The 17,213-nt window shown below is 59.2% G+C and carries 17 protein-coding genes; 7 read left to right on the top strand and 10 right to left on the bottom strand.

Annotated features, from left to right (window positions below; genetic code table 11):
- Window positions 1–13 precede the first annotated feature (13 nt).
- Together msrA and msrB are read right to left on the bottom strand one after the other, a co-directional pair.
- Window positions 14–523, bottom strand: a complete 510-nt coding sequence (gene msrA / locus GOX63_RS11085) for a peptide-methionine (S)-S-oxide reductase MsrA (RefSeq protein ID WP_170545749.1) — start codon at window positions 521–523, stop codon at window positions 14–16.
- Window positions 520–969 carry a peptide-methionine (R)-S-oxide reductase MsrB gene (gene msrB / locus GOX63_RS11080; protein WP_170326041.1) on the bottom strand — a complete coding sequence of 150 codons (450 nt, stop codon included), beginning with the start codon at window positions 967–969 and terminating at the stop codon, window positions 520–522. The genes msrA and msrB overlap by 4 nt, the downstream gene beginning before the upstream one ends.
- A gap of 142 nt (window positions 970–1,111) precedes the next feature.
- Here msrB and GOX63_RS11075 point away from each other — a divergent pair, with 142 nt between their 5' ends.
- Window positions 1,112–1,633 carry a glutathione peroxidase gene (locus GOX63_RS11075; RefSeq protein ID WP_170545747.1) on the top strand — a complete coding sequence of 174 codons (522 nt, stop codon included), beginning with the start codon at window positions 1,112–1,114 and terminating at the stop codon, window positions 1,631–1,633.
- Here the strand turns inward: GOX63_RS11075 and GOX63_RS11070 are convergent.
- Entirely contained in the window at window positions 1,609–2,496 is an 888-nt protein-coding gene (locus GOX63_RS11070; protein ID WP_170545744.1) for a DMT family transporter, read from the bottom strand. The two genes, GOX63_RS11075 and GOX63_RS11070, sit on opposite strands and share 25 nt — an antisense overlap.
- Before the next feature lie 193 nt (window positions 2,497–2,689).
- On the opposite strand from GOX63_RS11070, the gene GOX63_RS11065 reads away from it, so the two are divergent.
- Window positions 2,690–3,886 carry a BCCT family transporter gene (locus tag GOX63_RS11065; RefSeq protein ID WP_170326421.1) on the top strand — a complete coding sequence of 399 codons (1,197 nt, stop codon included), beginning with the start codon at window positions 2,690–2,692 and terminating at the stop codon, window positions 3,884–3,886.
- A 12-nt stretch (window positions 3,887–3,898) separates the two neighbouring features.
- Complete coding sequence (locus GOX63_RS11060) at window positions 3,899–4,435, top strand: hypothetical protein (RefSeq protein ID WP_170326038.1); 537 nt, start codon at window positions 3,899–3,901, stop codon at window positions 4,433–4,435.
- 105 nt (window positions 4,436–4,540) lie between these two features.
- On the opposite strand, the gene GOX63_RS11055 is transcribed toward GOX63_RS11060, so the two are convergent.
- The 4 genes from GOX63_RS11055 to GOX63_RS11040 all read right to left on the bottom strand — a co-directional run bounded on the left by GOX63_RS11055 (window position 4,541) and on the right by GOX63_RS11040 (window position 9,240).
- Complete coding sequence (locus tag GOX63_RS11055; protein WP_039533371.1) at window positions 4,541–4,828, bottom strand: HU family DNA-binding protein; 288 nt, start codon at window positions 4,826–4,828, stop codon at window positions 4,541–4,543.
- A gap of 130 nt (window positions 4,829–4,958) precedes the next feature.
- Window positions 4,959–6,422, bottom strand: a complete 1,464-nt coding sequence (locus tag GOX63_RS11050) for an AMP nucleosidase (RefSeq protein ID WP_170326037.1) — start codon at window positions 6,420–6,422, stop codon at window positions 4,959–4,961.
- A complete protein-coding gene (gene ade / locus GOX63_RS11045) occupies window positions 6,419–8,221 on the bottom strand; it encodes an adenine deaminase (RefSeq protein WP_170326036.1) in 1,803 nt (600 codons plus the stop codon). Before ade ends, GOX63_RS11050 begins: the two co-directional genes overlap by 4 nt.
- Before the next feature lie 143 nt (window positions 8,222–8,364).
- Window positions 8,365–9,240: a LysR family transcriptional regulator gene (locus GOX63_RS11040; protein WP_170326035.1), complete on the bottom strand. Its 876-nt coding sequence runs from the start codon at window positions 9,238–9,240 to the stop codon at window positions 8,365–8,367.
- A gap of 118 nt (window positions 9,241–9,358) precedes the next feature.
- Between GOX63_RS11040 and GOX63_RS11035 the strand changes: the two genes are divergently transcribed.
- Together GOX63_RS11035 and GOX63_RS11030 are read left to right on the top strand one after the other, a co-directional pair.
- The gene (locus tag GOX63_RS11035) at window positions 9,359–10,114 is read left to right on the top strand and encodes a class II aldolase and adducin N-terminal domain-containing protein (protein ID WP_170326034.1); all 756 of its coding nucleotides are present in this window, start codon (window positions 9,359–9,361) and stop codon (window positions 10,112–10,114) included.
- Between the two features lie 29 nt (window positions 10,115–10,143).
- Window positions 10,144–11,133 carry a sterol desaturase family protein gene (locus tag GOX63_RS11030; RefSeq protein ID WP_170326033.1) on the top strand — a complete coding sequence of 330 codons (990 nt, stop codon included), beginning with the start codon at window positions 10,144–10,146 and terminating at the stop codon, window positions 11,131–11,133.
- Window positions 11,134–11,136: 3 nt separating this feature from the next.
- Here the strand turns inward: GOX63_RS11030 and GOX63_RS11025 are convergent, their stop codons facing one another.
- A complete protein-coding gene (locus tag GOX63_RS11025; RefSeq protein ID WP_170326032.1) occupies window positions 11,137–11,769 on the bottom strand; it encodes a class I SAM-dependent DNA methyltransferase in 633 nt (210 codons plus the stop codon).
- Between the two features lie 90 nt (window positions 11,770–11,859).
- On the opposite strand from GOX63_RS11025, the gene GOX63_RS11020 reads away from it, so the two are divergent.
- Complete coding sequence (locus GOX63_RS11020) at window positions 11,860–12,705, top strand: SDR family oxidoreductase (protein ID WP_170326031.1); 846 nt, start codon at window positions 11,860–11,862, stop codon at window positions 12,703–12,705.
- A gap of 3 nt (window positions 12,706–12,708) precedes the next feature.
- On the opposite strand, the gene GOX63_RS11015 is transcribed toward GOX63_RS11020, so the two are convergent.
- A complete protein-coding gene (locus GOX63_RS11015) occupies window positions 12,709–14,325 on the bottom strand; it encodes a GMC family oxidoreductase (RefSeq protein ID WP_170326030.1) in 1,617 nt (538 codons plus the stop codon).
- Window positions 14,326–14,438: 113 nt separating this feature from the next.
- Complete coding sequence (locus tag GOX63_RS11010; protein ID WP_170545741.1) at window positions 14,439–14,618, bottom strand: hypothetical protein; 180 nt, start codon at window positions 14,616–14,618, stop codon at window positions 14,439–14,441.
- A gap of 73 nt (window positions 14,619–14,691) precedes the next feature.
- Here GOX63_RS11010 and katG point away from each other — a divergent pair, with 73 nt between their 5' ends.
- Window positions 14,692–16,893 carry a catalase/peroxidase HPI gene (gene katG / locus GOX63_RS11005; protein WP_170326029.1) on the top strand — a complete coding sequence of 734 codons (2,202 nt, stop codon included), beginning with the start codon at window positions 14,692–14,694 and terminating at the stop codon, window positions 16,891–16,893.
- The last annotated feature ends 320 nt before the right edge of the window (window positions 16,894–17,213 follow it).

Raw genomic sequence — 17,213 nt, 5'->3', positions numbered from 1 at the left:
AGGGGCCACGCCTTTATTCAGCCGCGTCGCGTTTGGGCAGAACCCAATCGGGGCGCGGGAAGTGGCAGGTATAGCCGTTCGGGATACGCTCGAGGTAATCCTGATGCTCGGGCTCGGCCTCCCAGAAGTCACCGACGGGTTCCAGTTCGGTCACCACTTTGCCAGGCCAGATGCCGCTGGCGTTCACATCGGCAATCGTATCCTCAGCTACCTGTTTCTGGGCGTCATCCACATAGTAGATGGCCGAGCGGTAGCTCATGCCGCGATCATTGCCCTGACGGTTCAACGTGGTCGGGTCGTGAATCTGAAAGAAGAACTCCAGCAGATCGCGATAGGTGATCGTGGTGGGATCAAACCAGATTTCGATCCCTTCGGCATGGGTGCCGTGGTTGCGATAGGTGGCGTTGGGCACATCCCCGCCGGTATAGCCGACACGGGTACCCGACACGCCCGGCAGTTTGCGGATCAGGTCCTGCATCCCCCAGAAGCAGCCCCCGGCCAGTACGGCGCGTTCTTCGGTCATTGAATATCCTCCACATGGATCAGGTATTCGCCATAGCCTTCGGCCTCCATCTCGTCGCGATGGATGAACCGCAGCGCGGCAGAGTTGATGCAATAGCGCAGCCCGCCATGTTCGCGCGGACCATCCGGGAAGACATGCCCCAAATGACTGTCGCCGTGTTTCGAGCGGACCTCGGTGCGGATCATACCATGGGTGGAGTCGTGAAACTCCTCCACATGTTCATGGATGATCGGTTTGGTGAAGCTGGGCCAGCCGCAGCCGGATTCGTACTTGTGGGTCGAAGCGAACAGCGGCTCGCCCGAGACGATGTCCACATAAATCCCCGGTTCCTTGTTGCCCAAATATTTGCCGGTGCCCGGACGCTCGGTCCCGCTGCGCTGCGTGACGTGGAACTCTTCGGGGGACAGGGCGGCGATGGCCTCGGGGTCTTTGGTATAACGGGTCATGGCTCCTCCGGTCGTTTTACTTGTGGCATAATCTGGGGGCAGGGGCGGGGAAATCAAAGCCCTATTTCAGCGGCCTCGCGCGTTCGTGCGGGTGATCTGCAACCGGGTTTGATACGTAATGTAAGCAAAGGGAGGCCAAATCATGTTCAGAATGTTTGTTTTGACGGTCCTGATCCTATTCGGCCGCACGGTGCAAGCCGCTCCGTTGTCGGGGGAGTTCGCGTCGATCGACGGCGGCACCTTGTCGATCGAAGATTGGAGGGGGCAGCCGGTTCTGGTGGTGAACACCGCCTCGCACTGCGGCTTCACCGGGCAATATGCGTCTCTGCAAAAGGTGTATGAGGCGTATTCGGATCGCGGTCTTGTGGTTCTGGCCGTGCCATCGGATTCGTTCAACCAGGAACTGGGCTCGGCCGATGAGGTCAAGGAATTCTGCGAGATGAACTATGGCCTGACCCTGCCGATGACAGATATCACGCCAGTGAAAGGTGCGAATGCGCATCCCTTCTACAAGGCGGTTGCAGCGCAGACCGGGTTTGAGCCCCGGTGGAATTTCAACAAGATCCTGCTGGACCCCAATGGCGAGGTTGCTGCCACCTATGGCGCGAATACAAAGCCGGATGCGCCCAAGCTGTTGCGTCAGGTCGAGGCCTTGCTGCCCTGAGCAGGCTGCCGCGCCAGCTGAACCGCCAGAATTCCGAGTGTCGTGATCCCGACCCCAACCGCATCCAGCGGGCCCAGTTTCTCGCCCAACAGGATGGCAGCGATGGTGACGCCGAAGACGGGGTTGAGGAAATGGAACGTCGCCGCGCGGGTGGCGCCGATTCGATCCAAAAGCAGGACCCAGATCAATGTTGCCAGCAGACCGGGGAACAGGGTCGTGTAGGTGAAGGCCAGCACCAGCGGCACGGTCGGATGGATGTAGATTTTTTCGAACAGCGGTGCCGCGACAAACAGAACGGCAGAACCTACCAGCATCTGCAACCCGACCACCATCATGAAATTGCCGCCCGACGTTGCTCCGCGAATGGACAGCGTGGCAAAGGTCAGTGCCAGGGCCCCGATGCAACACAGAGTCACGCCGAACATGTCAACGCCGCCGCCGATCCGTGTGCTCATGATCAGGGCCACACCGGCAAAGCCCGCAAACAAGCCCAGCACCGCTGGCGGACGCAGCTTTTCGCCCAGAAACAGCCAGCCCGCCAAAGCCACCAGCAACGGCATGGTCGAGGCGATGATGGCGGCAAGCGACGCCTCAACCGTTTGCATCGCATAGAAATTCAGACCCAAATAAAGGGCATTTTGGCAAATTCCGAACAGGATCGTCGCCCGCCACTGCGGTCGTGTCAGGTTCCAGCTTTGACCCATGGCACGTGCAATGGCCACGCCAATCAGCCCAGAAATCAAAAACCGAACAGCCAGCGAAAACAACGGGGACGCATCCGCGACGATGATCCGGGCCGAGGTAAAGGCCGAGGACCAGATGAACGCAAATGTCAGCCCCATGGCAATGGCGCGAAGGTCCATTCCGCTCCCCTCTCAGCACTTTCGCGCACTGTTTATCAATTTCGCATTCACCGCAAGGTGGGTCGTTTTTTGCGTCAAAAAAGGCACATCCGGCCCACAGCATTAACGAATTGGTCGTTTTTATTGATTGACTCGCCAATAAAAGATAACAGCAGCCGCATCCGAAATATAATGGGAGGTGTGTTAAGTGTTGTTGGAGTACATCCTGTCGTTCGGCGTCCTGCTGGCTTTGGGCCTGGTCGCTTTCTTCGTGGTGAAGTGGTGGAACCTGCGCTGTGTTGGCGTAACCCCCGTCCATCTGTTCACTTTCATTGCGATCCTGTTCACATCCGGTCTGGATGTCGGCCTGATCATGTTCCCGTTGACCGAGTTCGGCGGCTATGCCGAAGACCCGGCTTATGCTTTCGCCAATCCTCTGGCCATCGAGTTCGGCTTCTGGGGTTTCCTGATTTGGGCGTTCTACTTCCTGACAGCGTTCTATTTCTGCGTGATCGAGCCGCGGGTGAAGTTCTTTGAAATCCCGCTGGTCAAGCTGGTCAACAACGTCGTCATCATCGGCACCTGCGCCTTTACCGCCAGCCTGTTCCTGATCTACCTGCCGGGTTACCTGCCAGAAGTTGGCGACGGTGAGTCCGTGGTCGGTACTTTCTATATCATCGTGTTCGTCGTGATTCTGGCTGCGGCCTATTCTTCGACCGACCTGAAATACGTGCGTATCCTGTCGGTGGGCTCGACCTTCCTGTTCCTGGCCCTGATCCTTGGCATGTGGGCAGCGGCCGGCATGGGAGTTACCGGGTTCCTGGAAACCGGCAGCAACATCGGCGCCTATTTCACGAACATCCACAAGTTCGTCCTGCCGCTGACCGATTACCACGCCTTCTACCTGTTCTGGTGGTTCGCATGGTCGATCATGATCGGCCAGTTCACCTCGCGCTTTGTAGGTGGTCTGACTACATGGCAGCTGCTGGCGGCGCTGCTGATCTTCCCGTCGATCCCGCTGGGTATCTGGTTCACCGTTCTCTACTACTACCACCTGAACGGCATCGACACCGCAGGTATCACCAACATTGCAATGGTGATCGTGGGCGTGACTTTCGTGATCAACTCGCTGGACTCGCTGATCCGTCTGTACACCGACAACCTGAACATGACGGTCGAGCGTCTGGGCAAACTGGTCTATGTAGGCGGCAACGTAGCGCTGCTGTTCGTCCTGACCCTGCTGTTCCAGAGCCAGTGGCTGCAGATCCAGTGGATCGGTGCAGTTGTGGTTGGTCTGTACCTGGCATGTGTGGTCTACATCCTGATCAGCAAGCGCAAAGAGGTGCTGAGCATCGACTCGATGCCCGAAGACCGCGATTTGGACTTCCACAAGGTTGAGACGGTTCACTGATCAACCATGGTAATGAAACAAAAACGGGCGTCTCGGCGCCCGTTTTTCTTTGGCGCAGCTTCTACTCAGCCAATGTTCGCAATGCCGAACAAAGCTGTTATTCCCATCGACATTCTTTTGTTGGCTTCTGCATTCATTTACAGTCGAAGAATGGACAACGAAGTGCTTCGCTACACCAGCCCCGACGGTCAGCAATCCCTGATTTTGGATGACGATGGCAAAACGGGTTATGCCTACCTGCTTGATGAAGGCGGGAAAGTTACGGCGGACTGCTGGCTATACAACCGCAAAGCAGCACCCGTTGAGAACGAATGGAAGTTCTCCAAAAACATGCCATTTGCAAACTCTGCAGAGTATGTGAAACCTGAATTTACCGGAGGCTTCAATCCGCCAAAAAATGATGGCGAATTGAGTGTGGGCTGGACCGATCAAGGCGCGGAACTATTCATTCGAGACCGTTTGTTCGCACGTCTTGTGGTCGGGTCCAAACCGGGTTGGTCACGGTTAGCAGCCAAAGACGGACCTCTGGCACTTATGCTATCCGATTGAACAATTTGGGCTCAAAGCGCGCAAAAAAGAGATCGAACAAAATGGTCCAAAAGAAAAAGGGCCCCCAACCGGCGGCCCTTGATCATATCGCAGTGAAAGCTGAAATCAGCCGTTCACGCTGTCTTTCAGTGCCTTGGCGATGGTCATCTTGACCACTTTGTCGGCTTCTTTCTTGAACTGCTCGCCGGTGGCGGGGTTGCGCACCATGCGCTCGGGGCGCTCGCGGCAGTAGATTTTGCCAACGCCGGGCAGGGTGACTGCGCCGCCGGCCGAAACTTCGCGGGTGATCAGGCCGGTCATGGCCTCCAGCGCAGCATTCGCGGCTTTCTTGTCTGTCCCCATTTCCTCAGCGAGAGCAGCAACCAGCTGAGTCTTTGTCATAGGCTTTGCCATTTCTTGGTCTCCTTAACGTGCCCGATAAATAGGGCCTCACCGCGTAACTGTAACGGGATATTGTGGACGAACACAACGAATAGTAGCGCGGAAAACCCTAAAAATATGGGGAAATCGTTGCTTTTTTGCTTCAGAGAAAGGCTGTTTCGTCAAACGAACGCAATTTCCGGCTGTGCAAACGCTCCAACGGCATCCCGCGCAAGTGTTCCATCGCGTGTATTCCGATCGCCAGATGACGGCTGACCTGAGTGGTATAGAACGCCGAGGCCATGCCTGGAAGCTTTAATTCCCCGTGCAAAGGCTTGTCGGACACGCACAGCAAGGTGCCGTAAGGAACACGGAACCGATAGCCGTTCGCGGCGATGGTGGCGCTTTCCATATCCAGCGCGATTGCGCGCGATTGGCTCAGGCGCTGAACCGGGCCGGACTGGTCGCGCAGTTCCCAGTTGCGGTTATCGACCGAGGCAACGGTGCCGGTGCGCATGATCCGCTTCAGCTCATACCCTTCCAGTTCGGTGACCTCGGCCACGGCCTGTTCCAAAGCCACCTGAATCTCGGCCAGCGGCGGGATCGGAACCCAGACGGGCAGGTCGTCGTCCAGCACCTTGTCCTCGCGCAGATAGGCGTGGGCCAGCACGAAATCCCCCAGCGCCTGTGTGTTGCGCAGGCCCGCGCAATGGCCGACCATCAGCCAGGCATGCGGGCGCAAAACCGCAATATGGTCGGTGGCAGTTTTCGCATTCGATGGACCCACCCCGATATTGACCAGTGTGATCCCCGCCCCATCCGCGCGTTTCAGGTGATAGGTCGGCATCTGAGGCAGTTTCAGCGGCTGCTCCAGCACAGCGTCGGGCGTGGTGATCTCGACATTCCCGGTCGAGACGAAACTGGTATAGCCGCTGTCCGGATCGGCCAGTTGCTCGCGCGCGTAGTTTTCGAACTCGGACACGTAGAACTGGTAGTTTGTGAACAGGACGTGGTTCTGGAAATGGCTCGGGTCGGTCGCCGTGTAATGTGACAGCCGGGCCAGCGAATAATCCACCCTTTGCGCTGTGAACAGCGACAGCGGGCCAATCTCGTCATTCGCGTCATGCACCCCGTTGACGATGTCGTCATTGGTGGTGGTCAGGTCCGGAACGTCGAATACATCGCGAAGGGTGAACCCGGCGGCGCCCTGATGCGGCACCACCAGATCGGGGTTGTTGGCCACGGCGAAATGCACCGGGATAGGCGTGTCGGATGCCTGAATCGTCACCGGCTGATCATGGTTCCTGATCAGCAGGGCGATCTGTTGCGTCAGGTAGGATCGGAACAGGTCGGGCCGTGTCACCGTTGTTGCGTGGGTTCCAGGCTCGGACACGTGGCCAAAGCTCAGCCGGCTGTCGACCTGCGCATAGGAGGACGTCTTGATGCGAATTTCCGGGTAAAAGGCCCTGTACCGCTCGGCCGGAGTGCCCTGTTCCATCGCTTTGGCAAAGCTGTCGCACAGGAACTGCGTCGCCTTTTCGTACAGCTCTTCCAGACGGGCCACGGCGGCGGCGGGGTCGGTAAATTTTTCAGGCGTCGGGACGTCAGGTGTTTTTATTATTGTCATGCAAGAGGTTCCAGAAGGTCTATCTTTTCGAAAGTGCGCACATCCACCAGCCCAAGGTCGGAAATCCGTAATTCCGGGATCACGACCAAAGCCAGCAACGAGTGCTGCATATACGCGTTGTTCAACTGACAGCCGCAGGCCTGCATCGCCTCGACCATCTTTTCCGCCTTGGCGGCAACGTCGGCGGCGGGGCTGTCGGACATCAGCCCGGCAATCGGCAACTCCACCAGCGCCAGTTCTTCTCCATCGCGGAAAATGGTGATGCCGCCGCCAACCTCGGCCAAACGGTTCGCCGCCAGCGCCATCTGATCCCGGTCGGTGCCGACCACAATCATATGGTGGCTGTCATGGGCGACGGTCGAGGCCATTGCCATTTTGCCTTGGTATCCAAAGCCCGAAACAAAGGCGTTGGTCACCCCTCCGGTCGCGCGGTGACGTTCGACCAGCGCGATCTGGCAGACTTTGCCTTCGCCTTCGACCAGCCCGCCGATGATCGGCAACTCGGCCTTCAATGCTTTGGTGGGAGCCTGGTTTTCGACCACGCCGATCACGTTGGCCCGTACACGGTTGGCTCCGGCGGGCGCTTTGATCTCGAAGTCCTCCGCGGTCAGGGCGTGGCCCAGATGCACGGTATTGCGGGCAGTGTCCGGCCAGTTCAGGTGCGGACAGTCCACTGTGATCGCGCCATCCCGGGCGATGACCTGACCGCGGGCGATCACCATTTCGATGGGCAACTCTGTCAGGTCCGAGCTGAGAATGACATCCGCGCGCCGTCCCGGCGTGATCGAGCCGATCTCACGTTCCAGCCCGAAATGGGTCGCGGTGTTGATCGTCGCCATCTGCAATGCAATCAGCGGCTCACATCCGCAGGCAATCGCGTGGCGCACTACCCGGTTCATATGCCCTTCTTTGACCAGCGTGCCAGAGTGGCAGTCGTCCGTGCACAGGATAAAGTTGCGCGGGTCCAGCCCCTTTTCAGTGACAGCTGTGATTTGACTTTCAACGTCATACCAGGCCGACCCCAGCCGCATCATCGACCGCATCCCCTGCCGCACCCGGGCAATGGCGTCGGCCTCGCAGGTGCCCTCATGGTCATCTGCCGGCCCTCCAGCCACGTAGGCTGCGAAATCAGGCCCCAGATCCGGCGAAGCGTAATGCCCACCCACTGTCTTGCCCGCCCGTTGAGTCGCGGCAATCTCGGCCAGCATCTTCGGGTCGCCATGAATCACACCGGGGAAATTCATCATCTCACCCAGCCCGATAATGCCAGGCCAGTTCATCGCCTCGGCGACGTCTTCGGGGGTGATCTCATATCCCGTGGTCTCAAGCCCGGGTGCCGAGGGCGCGCAGGACGGCATCTGGGTGAAGATGTTCACCGGCTGCATCAGCGCCTCGTCATGCATCATCCGCACGCCGTCCAGACCCAGCACGTTGGCAATTTCATGCGGGTCGGTGAACATCGAAGTGGTGCCATGCGGAATCACCGCGCGGGCAAACTCGGCCGGGGTCAACATGCCCGATTCGATGTGCATATGGGCATCGCACAGGCCTGGCAGCATGTAACGGCCGTTCGCTTCGATGATCTGTGTGTCGGGTCCAATGCAATGCGATGCGTCCGGCCCGACAAAGGCCACGCGCCCCGCCGCAATGGCGATGTCATGATCCGGCAGCGTCTCGCGGCTGTGGACATTCACCCAGATCCCGCCGCGAATGACCGTGTCGGCGGCCTCGCGTCCTGCGGCGACTGCAATCAATTTGGGGGCGACATCGGGCCAGCTTGGGAAAGGCGTGTATTCCATGGTTCAACTTTCCCGAATGCACAAAAAGGTGCAACCCCCAGCGCACAGCTATCATCAAACCGTCACGCAGCGCGTCAGCGCTGCCCGGCCCAACCAGAGGAGAGGTCGCGCAGCGGCATTGACGATGGGCGGGAGTGCCCCGGTCACGCCAATCGGTCCACCTCCATCTCGCGCCGCAGCCAATCGGCAAAGGCCAGTGCCCCCGGAGTTTCCTCGGCCTGTGGGGACAACAGCAGGTAATAGGCCTCGGGCATCACCGCGCGATGGGCGAAAGGGGCTACCAATCGCCCCTGCCGGATCAGGTCGCGGGCGATGGTGTCGTGGGTCAGGCACAGGCCCCCTCCGGCCATCGCGACGGACAGGCTAACCAGATAGGTGGTCGAATAGGTAATCGGCGGATTATCCCAATTTAGAGCCTGTTCTTCTGCCCAACTCGCCCAGTTGGACATCAGGTTGGAACAGTCAAACAGCGGCTGCTGCTGCAACGTCTCCAGCGTCACTGCGAAACCGGGGGCGCAGACCGGGTAATAGTGATCGGTCCGCAGCAACTCTGTTCGCACAGTGTCCGATGGCCGCAGGGAATAGCGGATTTCCACAGCTGCGCCCTCAGCCATCTCGCGCGGCTCCCACAGCTCGGTAAAGATGTTCAGCTGCACCTCTGGGTGTTCGGATCGAAACTGCGGCAGACGCGGGGCCAACCAGTTGACGGCAAAACTGATGTTGCTTTGCACCTGCACCGCGTTCTGCTGCGCCCCGGTGACGGCCTTCGTACCGCGCACCAGTGTCCGGAACGCCTCGCGCACCACTGGCAGATAAGTGATGCCGGCCTCGGTCAGTTCCAGCGCGCGCGGGCGGCGCACAAACAGGGGCTGCCCCAAATAACCTTCCAGCGATTTGATCTGCTGGCTGACGGCGCTTTGGGTCATGTTCAGATCCCGGGCCGCACCGGTGAACGACAGATGACGCGCAGAGGCCTCGAACGTGCGCAGCCAGCCCAGCGGAGGAAGTGAATTCTGCATGTGCATAACCCTGCCATAAGCTCAACTAATGAGATAGGTCTGTTTTTTTCGTTGGTCAAACATTCGCGCCGCAGGCACGCTTTTCCAAAGTCCGAGTTATTTCCAACAGGAGCCCGAAATGACAGTCACCAACCTGCGTCCCAATATCGACCACTGGGCGGAACGCGTGGACCTTGCCGCGGCCTTCCGCTGGACCGAGCGGCTGAACATGCATGAAGGCGTGGCCAATCATTTCAGTCTTGCGGTGAATGAGGACGGCACCCAGTTCCTGATGAACCCCAACCAGATGCACTTCGCGCGGATCACGGCGTCGAATCTGCTGTTTCTGGATGCCAACGACCCCGACGTGATGTCCCAGCCCGGCGCGCCTGATCCCACCGCTTGGGGGTTGCACGGATCGATCCACCGGCACTGCCCGCACGCGCGCTGCGTGATGCATGTGCACTCGATCTTTGCTACCGTTCTGGCCTCACTGGCGGACAGTTCGATGCCTCCGATCGATCAGAACACGGCCACCTTTTACAACCGCTACGTGGTCGATCAGGAGTTCGGTGGTCTGGCTTTTGAAAGCGAAGGCGAGCGTTGCGCCGGGATGCTGTCGGACCCAAAGAAAAAGGTCATGATCATGGGCAACCATGGGGTTCTGGTGATCGGAAGTGACCCGGCGGATACCTTCAATCGCCTTTATTACTTCGAACGGGCGGCGGAAACCTATATTCGCGCGCTGCAAACCGGTCAGCCCCTGCGCGTTCTGTCGGATGAGATTGCCGAGAAGACTGCACGGGAACTGGACGACTATCCCGATCAGGCCGAGGCACATCTGCGCGAGATCAAGGCTCTGCTGGATGCCGAAGGCTCCGACTACGCCACATAACCCGACTACGCCAAATAAAGGGTATTGCCATGACTGACACCGCTCAGGACCCCGAAGCCGCCCGCTGGCACTATCACCCCGAAGGTCCGGTGGGGCTAAATCCGTTGTTCAACTGGCCTCCGCGCCCCGCTGCCGTGTTGAAATGGTATAGCGGCGCGTGGCTGCAGATCACGGCACTGACGCTGTGCATGGCGCTGGCTGTCACGGCCTACGTGTTCTTCTTCCCGGCGTTGGAGACGATGCAAAACTTTGCGCCGGGCTGGATGTTCCGCATCTGGCTGCTGAACATGGTGCCTCAGATCCTGATCGCTGGCAGCCTGCATTGGTGGCTTTACATGCGCAAAGGTCAGGGCATGTACAAGAAATTCGACCGACGCGACCTGACCCGCGACAATGGCAACTTCACCTTCCGCAATCAGGTCTGGGACAATATCTGGTGGACGTTGGGCAGCGCCATGACGGTGGCGACCGTTTATCAGTGGATCATCTACTGGGCGATGGCCAACGGTTATGTCCCCACCGTGACATGGGCCAGCGCACCGGTCTGGTGTGTGGTCTGGATGTTGTTCATTCCGATGTGGTCGGGGCTGCATTTCTATTGGGCGCACCGGCTGGAGCATCACCCCAAGCTCTATAAACACGTCCACGCCGTGCATCACCGGAACGTCAATATCGGGCCGTGGTCAGGGATTTCGAACCATTGGTATGAAAACCTGCTCTACTTCACCACCTACTTCATCCACCTGATCGTGCCGTCGCACCCGCTGCATGTGCTGTTCCACACCTATTTCCAGCAGATCAGCCCGGTCCTGTCGCATTCAGGCTTTGAGAAGCTGAAGGCCGGGGATACCGATGCCGCCCGTGCCGGGGATTTCTTCCACCAGCTGCATCACCGGTATTTCGAGTGCAACTATGGCACCTCTGAGATTCCCTTCGACAAGTGGTTCGGCACCTATCATGACGGGTCAGCCGAGGCGACGACGCGGACCCGGGCGTTCAAGAAGCAGATGTATACGTAAGGGTCACGTCCGCTCGAATAGGGCAATCAGCGCGGTGTCGCCCTTGTTGGGACCCACCGCCAGATCGCCGTAAATCTGCACCTCGGGCAGGGTCAGGTTGTGTATCTGGCCCTGTGCCAATTTGTGCAGCGCCTCGGCAAAGCCCAGCTTTTCATAGTGCTGCGCGTTGATCGACAGGGCGAATTGCGCGCCGGGGCGGGCGATGCGCAGCAGGGCGGGCAGGGCCTCGGGGCCCAGATGGCCATGGGTGAACGTGCCCGAGGACACGATGCCGGAGTAGCTGTCACGCGGAACCGGAATACCCTGGTTCAGATCGGCCTCGATCGCGTCGCGGTAGATATCCTTGCGCATCGCCTGATCCAGCATTTCGGCGCTGATATCGGTGGCGTCGATCGGCCCAACGCCCAGTCCGGCCAGCACCGCGCCGCATAACCCCGTGCCCGCGCCCACATCCAGAACCGGGCCTTGTCCACCGGCGGCCACAAAGGCACGGGCCGTGTGAATATGAAGCTGGTAGTCCTCGCGCGCGGCGAAGGTCTCGTCATAATCCCCGGCCCATTCGGCATAGAGTTCTTTATGCTCCTCGGGCGATTCCAAAGAATAAGCGGTGTGCAGGTTTGGTGTTTTTTCAGCCATGCTTAAAAGAAAGGCGCATTGAGGGATTCGAATCAAGTATTCAGACGCAGGCGCTTGCATCCGCCGGAATTGCGGATCATCAAAGGCGACATGACAGGAACTCTTTTTTCGTTCGGCCACGGATATTCGGCGCAAGCCTTGTCCCAGCTACTGAAACCCCAAGGGTGGCGCATCGTCGGCACCACTCGCGATCCCGCCCAATCCCCCACCATTCGCGCATCGGGTGCTGAACCGCTGATCTGGCCCGGGCAGACTCCGGATCTGGACGGCGTGACGCATCTGCTGATTTCGACGTCCCCCAACAAGGACGGTGATCCGGTTCTGGCTGCGTTGCAGGACGAGATCGCCGCACGGGCCGCGCAATTCAAATGGGTCGGATACCTGTCGACGACCGCCGTCTATGGTGATCATCAGGGGGAGTGGGTGGATGAAACCACTCCGCCCACCCCCACGGCCGAACGCGGCCGGTGGCGGGTGAAGGCCGAGGAGCAATGGCGGAACATCCCGGGACTGCCGGTCCATATCTTTCGGCTGGCCGGTATCTATGGTCCGGGTCGTGGACCGTTTTCAAAGCTCAAGCGGGCGGGGATGCGACGTATTATCAAGCCCGGGCAGGTGTTTTCGCGCATCCATGTTGCGGATATTGCGCAGGTTCTGGCCGCGTCGATGGCCGCACCCAATCCCGGCGCCATATACAATGTCTGCGATGATGAGCCGGTGCCGCCGCAGGATGTCATCTCCTACGCGGCCGAATTGCAGGGCTTGCCTTTGCCGCCCGCCATTCCCTTTGACGAGGCTGATATGACCCCGATGGCGCGCAGCTTCTATAACGAGAACAAGCGCGTCCGAAATGACCGGATCAAGGACGAGTTGGGCGTGCGCCTGCTGTATCCGGATTATCGCACCGGGCTGGAGGCCCTGATGAAAGACGTCTGAGGTTCAGCCGGCGGCCTTGATCAGGTCGGCGGCTTTCTCGGCAATCATGATGGTCGGTGCGTTGGTGTTGCCCGAGATCAGCGTCGGCATGACCGAGGCATCAACCACGCGCAGTCCCTCGACGCCCCGCACGCGCAATTCCGGGTCGACCACGGCCATCTCATCCACGCCCATTTTGCAGGTTCCGACCGGGTGATAGATCGTGTCGGCACGGTCGCGGATGTGCTGTTCCCAATCGGCGTCGGTGCGGGCAGTGTCGGTTCCGAACATCTCTTTGTGGCGGTATCTGGCAAGGGCAGGGGCCTCAAGAATTTCCCGCATCATCCGCGCGCCCTTGATTAGCGTGTCCAGATCGCGGTCGTCGGACAGGAACGCCGGATCGATGGCGGGTGTGTCAAAGGGATCAGGGCTGTTCAGGCCAACCGTTCCACGGCTTTCAGGGCGCAGTTTGCAAACATGGCAGGCGAACCCATGGCCGTAATGCAGCTTGCGGGCGTGATCATCGACCAGAGCGATGGTGAAATGCAGCTGAATATCGGGCCGGTCCAGATCGGACGAGGTTTTCAGAAACCCCGCCCCTTCGGCAAAAGGTGTCGCCGCCATCGATACACCGGTCTTGCGCCAGCGCAGAAGATGTCGGGTCAGGTTTACCGATGCAGTTGGGCTGATGCCGAAATTATCGGTGTCCTTGGTCTTGTAGGACAGGATGAAATCCAGATGGTCCTGCAGGTTCTTGCCCACACCGGGCAGGTTGTGTCGCACGGTAATGCCATGTTGGGACAGTTCCTCAGCGGCGCCGATCCCGGACAGTTGCAGCAGATGCGGGGATTTCAGGGCGCCGGCGCAGACCAGCACCTCGCGCTTGGCTCTGACCGTGATGTCTGGCCCTTTGGCTTTCTTCTTATAGATCACCCCGGTCGCGCGCTTGCCGTCAAAGGTCAGCTCTTTGGCATGGGCCTGAGTAATGACCGTCAGGTTGGGGCGGTCCATGACCGGAAAGACATAGGCCGCAGCGGCCGAGCACCGCTCGCCGTTCTTGGCCGGGTCGTGGAACTGTGTGACCTGATACAGGCCGACCCCTTCATTGTCGCCGCGATTGAAGTCATCGGTGCGGCGGTGCTGCATCTGCTCGGCCGCTTCGATGAATGCATGAGTGATCGGGCGCGGCTCTTTCTGGTGTGACACCTGAAGCGGGCCGCTGTCGCCATGCAGGTCATCGCCGCCGTCCTCATTGTTCTCGGACCGTTTGAAATAGGGCAGGACACTGTCCCAGCCCCAGCCAGTGCAGCCCAGTTCGGCCCAGCCGTCATAGTCCTGACGGTGACCCCTTACATAAAGCATCGCATTGATCGCACTGGACCCGCCCAGTGCCTTGCCGCGGGGTTGATATCCACGCCGCCCGTTCAGCCCTGGTTGAGGTACCGTTTCGAAGGCCCAGTTGTTGATCTTGGGACGTCCGGGCAGGGCGGCAACAACGGCCGAGGGCATCCGGACCAGAATGCTTTTGCCTCGACCTCCGGCCTCGAGCAGGCAAACACTTATGCGTGGGTCTTCGCTGAGACGGCTGGCAAGCACCGAACCTGCGGACCCGCCACCGATAATGACATAGTCGAATTCCATTCCGATTCCCCCTCCTGCCCGACCGGGCAGAAGGATGCCCGGCTCAACCTTGTCCAAGACTGTGGCCGAGCGGCGGTAAAAAACAATTGCCCTATCCGGGGTGTGACCCAAGGTTATTGTTGTCTGGTAGGACCAATTCTAAAAATATCATAACCATTTCCTATTAAACTCATCACTAAACAAAACTTTTTTGCATGGCTTTGGTTTGCTACTTCTTGAAGGGACAAGACAACAGAGTCGCCGATACCTTGCACAGGAAGCACCACGCATCCTTGGCGGGGTAAAAGTGTCATCTACATGTGCTCTTGATCGACCGAGTTTTGACCGCGCGAACCTGCCGGAAATTAGCCAGGATTGGAGATCGATATGGACGGAAGTGATAACCCCAAAACGGGCGGTTGCCCGGTAATGCATGGCGCGGGTACCCGGTCGAACCGGGATTGGTGGCCGAACCAGCTGAACCTGTCGATCCTGCACCAGAACACGCCGGCATCGAACCCGTTGGGAGCGGATTTTGACTACGCCGAAGAATTCAAGAAGCTGGACATGAAAGCGCTGAAAGAAGACCTCTATGCGCTGATGACGGATTCGCAGGACTGGTGGCCAGCCGACTATGGTCACTACGGTGGTCTGTTTATCCGTATGGCCTGGCACAGCGCCGGTACGTACCGGACGGCGGATGGCCGTGGCGGTGCCTCGACCGGCAACCAGCGCTTTGCGCCGCTGAACAGCTGGCCGGACAACGGCAACCTCGATAAAGCGCGCCGTCTGCTGTGGCCGATCAAGCAGAAATACGGAAACCAGATTTCCTGGGCCGACCTGATGATCCTGGCCGGGAACTGCGCCATCGAGTCGATGGGCGGCAAAACCTTTGGTTTCGCCGGTGGCCGCGAAGATATCTGGGCGCCCGAGGAAGACATCTATTGGGGTTCGGAAACCGAATGGCTGGCGCCGACCGACAACCCGCATAGCCGCTACTCAGGCGAGCGTGATCTGGAAAACCCGCTGGCCGCCGTGCAGATGGGCCTGATCTACGTGAACCCCGAAGGCCCGGATGGTGAGCCGAACGTTCTGGCCTCGGGCCGTGACATCCGCGACACCTTTGGCCGGATGGCGATGAATGATGAGGAAACCGTCGCGCTGGTGGCGGGTGGTCACACCTTTGGCAAAGCGCATGGTGCGGGCGATCCTGATTTGGTCGGCCCGGATCCCGAAGCGGCGCCGATTGAAGAAATGGGCTTCGGCTGGATCAACAAGTTCGGCTCGGGCAAGGGTGACGACACCACCACCTCGGGTATCGAAGGCGCATGGACCGCGAACCCGATCAAATGGGACAACGGCTATTTCGACCTGCTGTTCGGCTATGACTGGAACCTGACCAAGAGCCCCTCGGGCGCATATATCTGGGAACCGATCGGCGTTAAGGAAGAGGACATGGCCCCGGCGGCGCATGATCCGTCGAAAAAGGTCAAGACCATGATGACCACCGCCGACATGGCGATGCGCATGGACCCAATCTATGGCCCGATCTCGAAGCGCTTCCACGAGAACCCGGAGGAATTCGCTGATGCCTTCGCCCGCGCATGGTTCAAGCTGACCCACCGCGACATGGGTCCGCGCTCGAACTACATCGGCCCGGAAGCTCCGGCCGAAGAACTGCTGTGGCAGGACAATGTTCCCGCCGTGGATCACGATCTGGTTGACGACGCGGATGTGGCGGACCTGAAAGCCAAGATCGCAGCAACCGGTCTGTCGGTATCCGAACTGGTCTCAACCGCATGGGCCTCGGCCTCGACCTTCCGTGGATCGGATAAGCGCGGCGGTGCCAATGGCGCTCGTGTCCGTCTTGCTCCGCAGAAAGACTGGGATGTGAACGAGCCGATGAAACTGTCCAAGGCGCTGGGCGCACTGGAAGGTGTTCAGACCGCGTTCAACGATGCTCAGTCGGGTGGCAAGAAGGTGTCTCTGGCGGATGTGATCGTTCTGGCCGGTGCTGTCGGTATCGAGCAGGCCGCCAAAGCTGGCGGGCAGGATGTTGAGGTTCCGTTCACTCCGGGTCGTACCGATGCGACGCAAGAGCAGACGGATGTGGACAGCTTCTCGGTGATGGAGCCGATTGCTGACGGGTTCCGCAACTATCAGAAGGCTGACTACACTGTCTCGCCCGAAGAGCTGCTTGTTGACCGGGCGCAATTGCTGACCCTGTCCGCGCCCGAGATGACGGTGCTGGTTGGTGGTCTGCGTGTGCTGGGCGCCAATTTCGGAGACAGCAAACACGGTGTGTTCACGGACCGTGTCGGAACACTTAGTAACGACTTCTTCACCAACATTCTGGACATGGGCACGGAATGGAAGCCCGCAGGCAAGGGTGTTTATGAAGGTCATGACCGCGCCAGCGGCAAGGTCAAGTGGACCGGCACCCGAGTTGATCTCGTCTTTGGTTCGAACTCGCAACTGCGGGCGCTGGCCGAGGTCTATGGTCAGGCAGCTGCCGAGGGCAAATTCGTCTGTGACTTTGTCTCGGCCTGGAACAAGGTGATGAACGCGGATCGCTTTGATCTGAAATAACCCCGCGACCATCGCAGTGATTTGCGCCGCCCGAGGAGACTCGGGCGGCGTATTTCATGCCCCGACTCTGAGGTGCCTACCAAGCATTGGGTACGATTCCGAAGAAAGGCCGTGGATTCCCTTGCTCCAGACCGGGCATTGGCGGATCAGCGACGGAAAATCTAAAGATAACATATTGATTTCATTAAGCTGAGCAAGTTTCTGCGGAGAAATGTGAAGTTTTTTCAAAATGGGGGTTGCAGGTCCCGGGCCCAATCCGTAAATACCCCTTCACCGGCGCTGCTGAGGCGCTCGGGACACACCGGCGAGACGGTGGGACG

The organism is Ruegeria arenilitoris, from assembly GCF_013031355.1.
In the GTDB taxonomy this organism is placed as follows: Bacteria; Pseudomonadota; Alphaproteobacteria; order Rhodobacterales; family Rhodobacteraceae; genus Ruegeria; species Ruegeria arenilitoris_C.
Note: the sequence above shows the minus strand (reverse complement) of the source record. Positions and strands in the feature narration are given on the sequence as shown.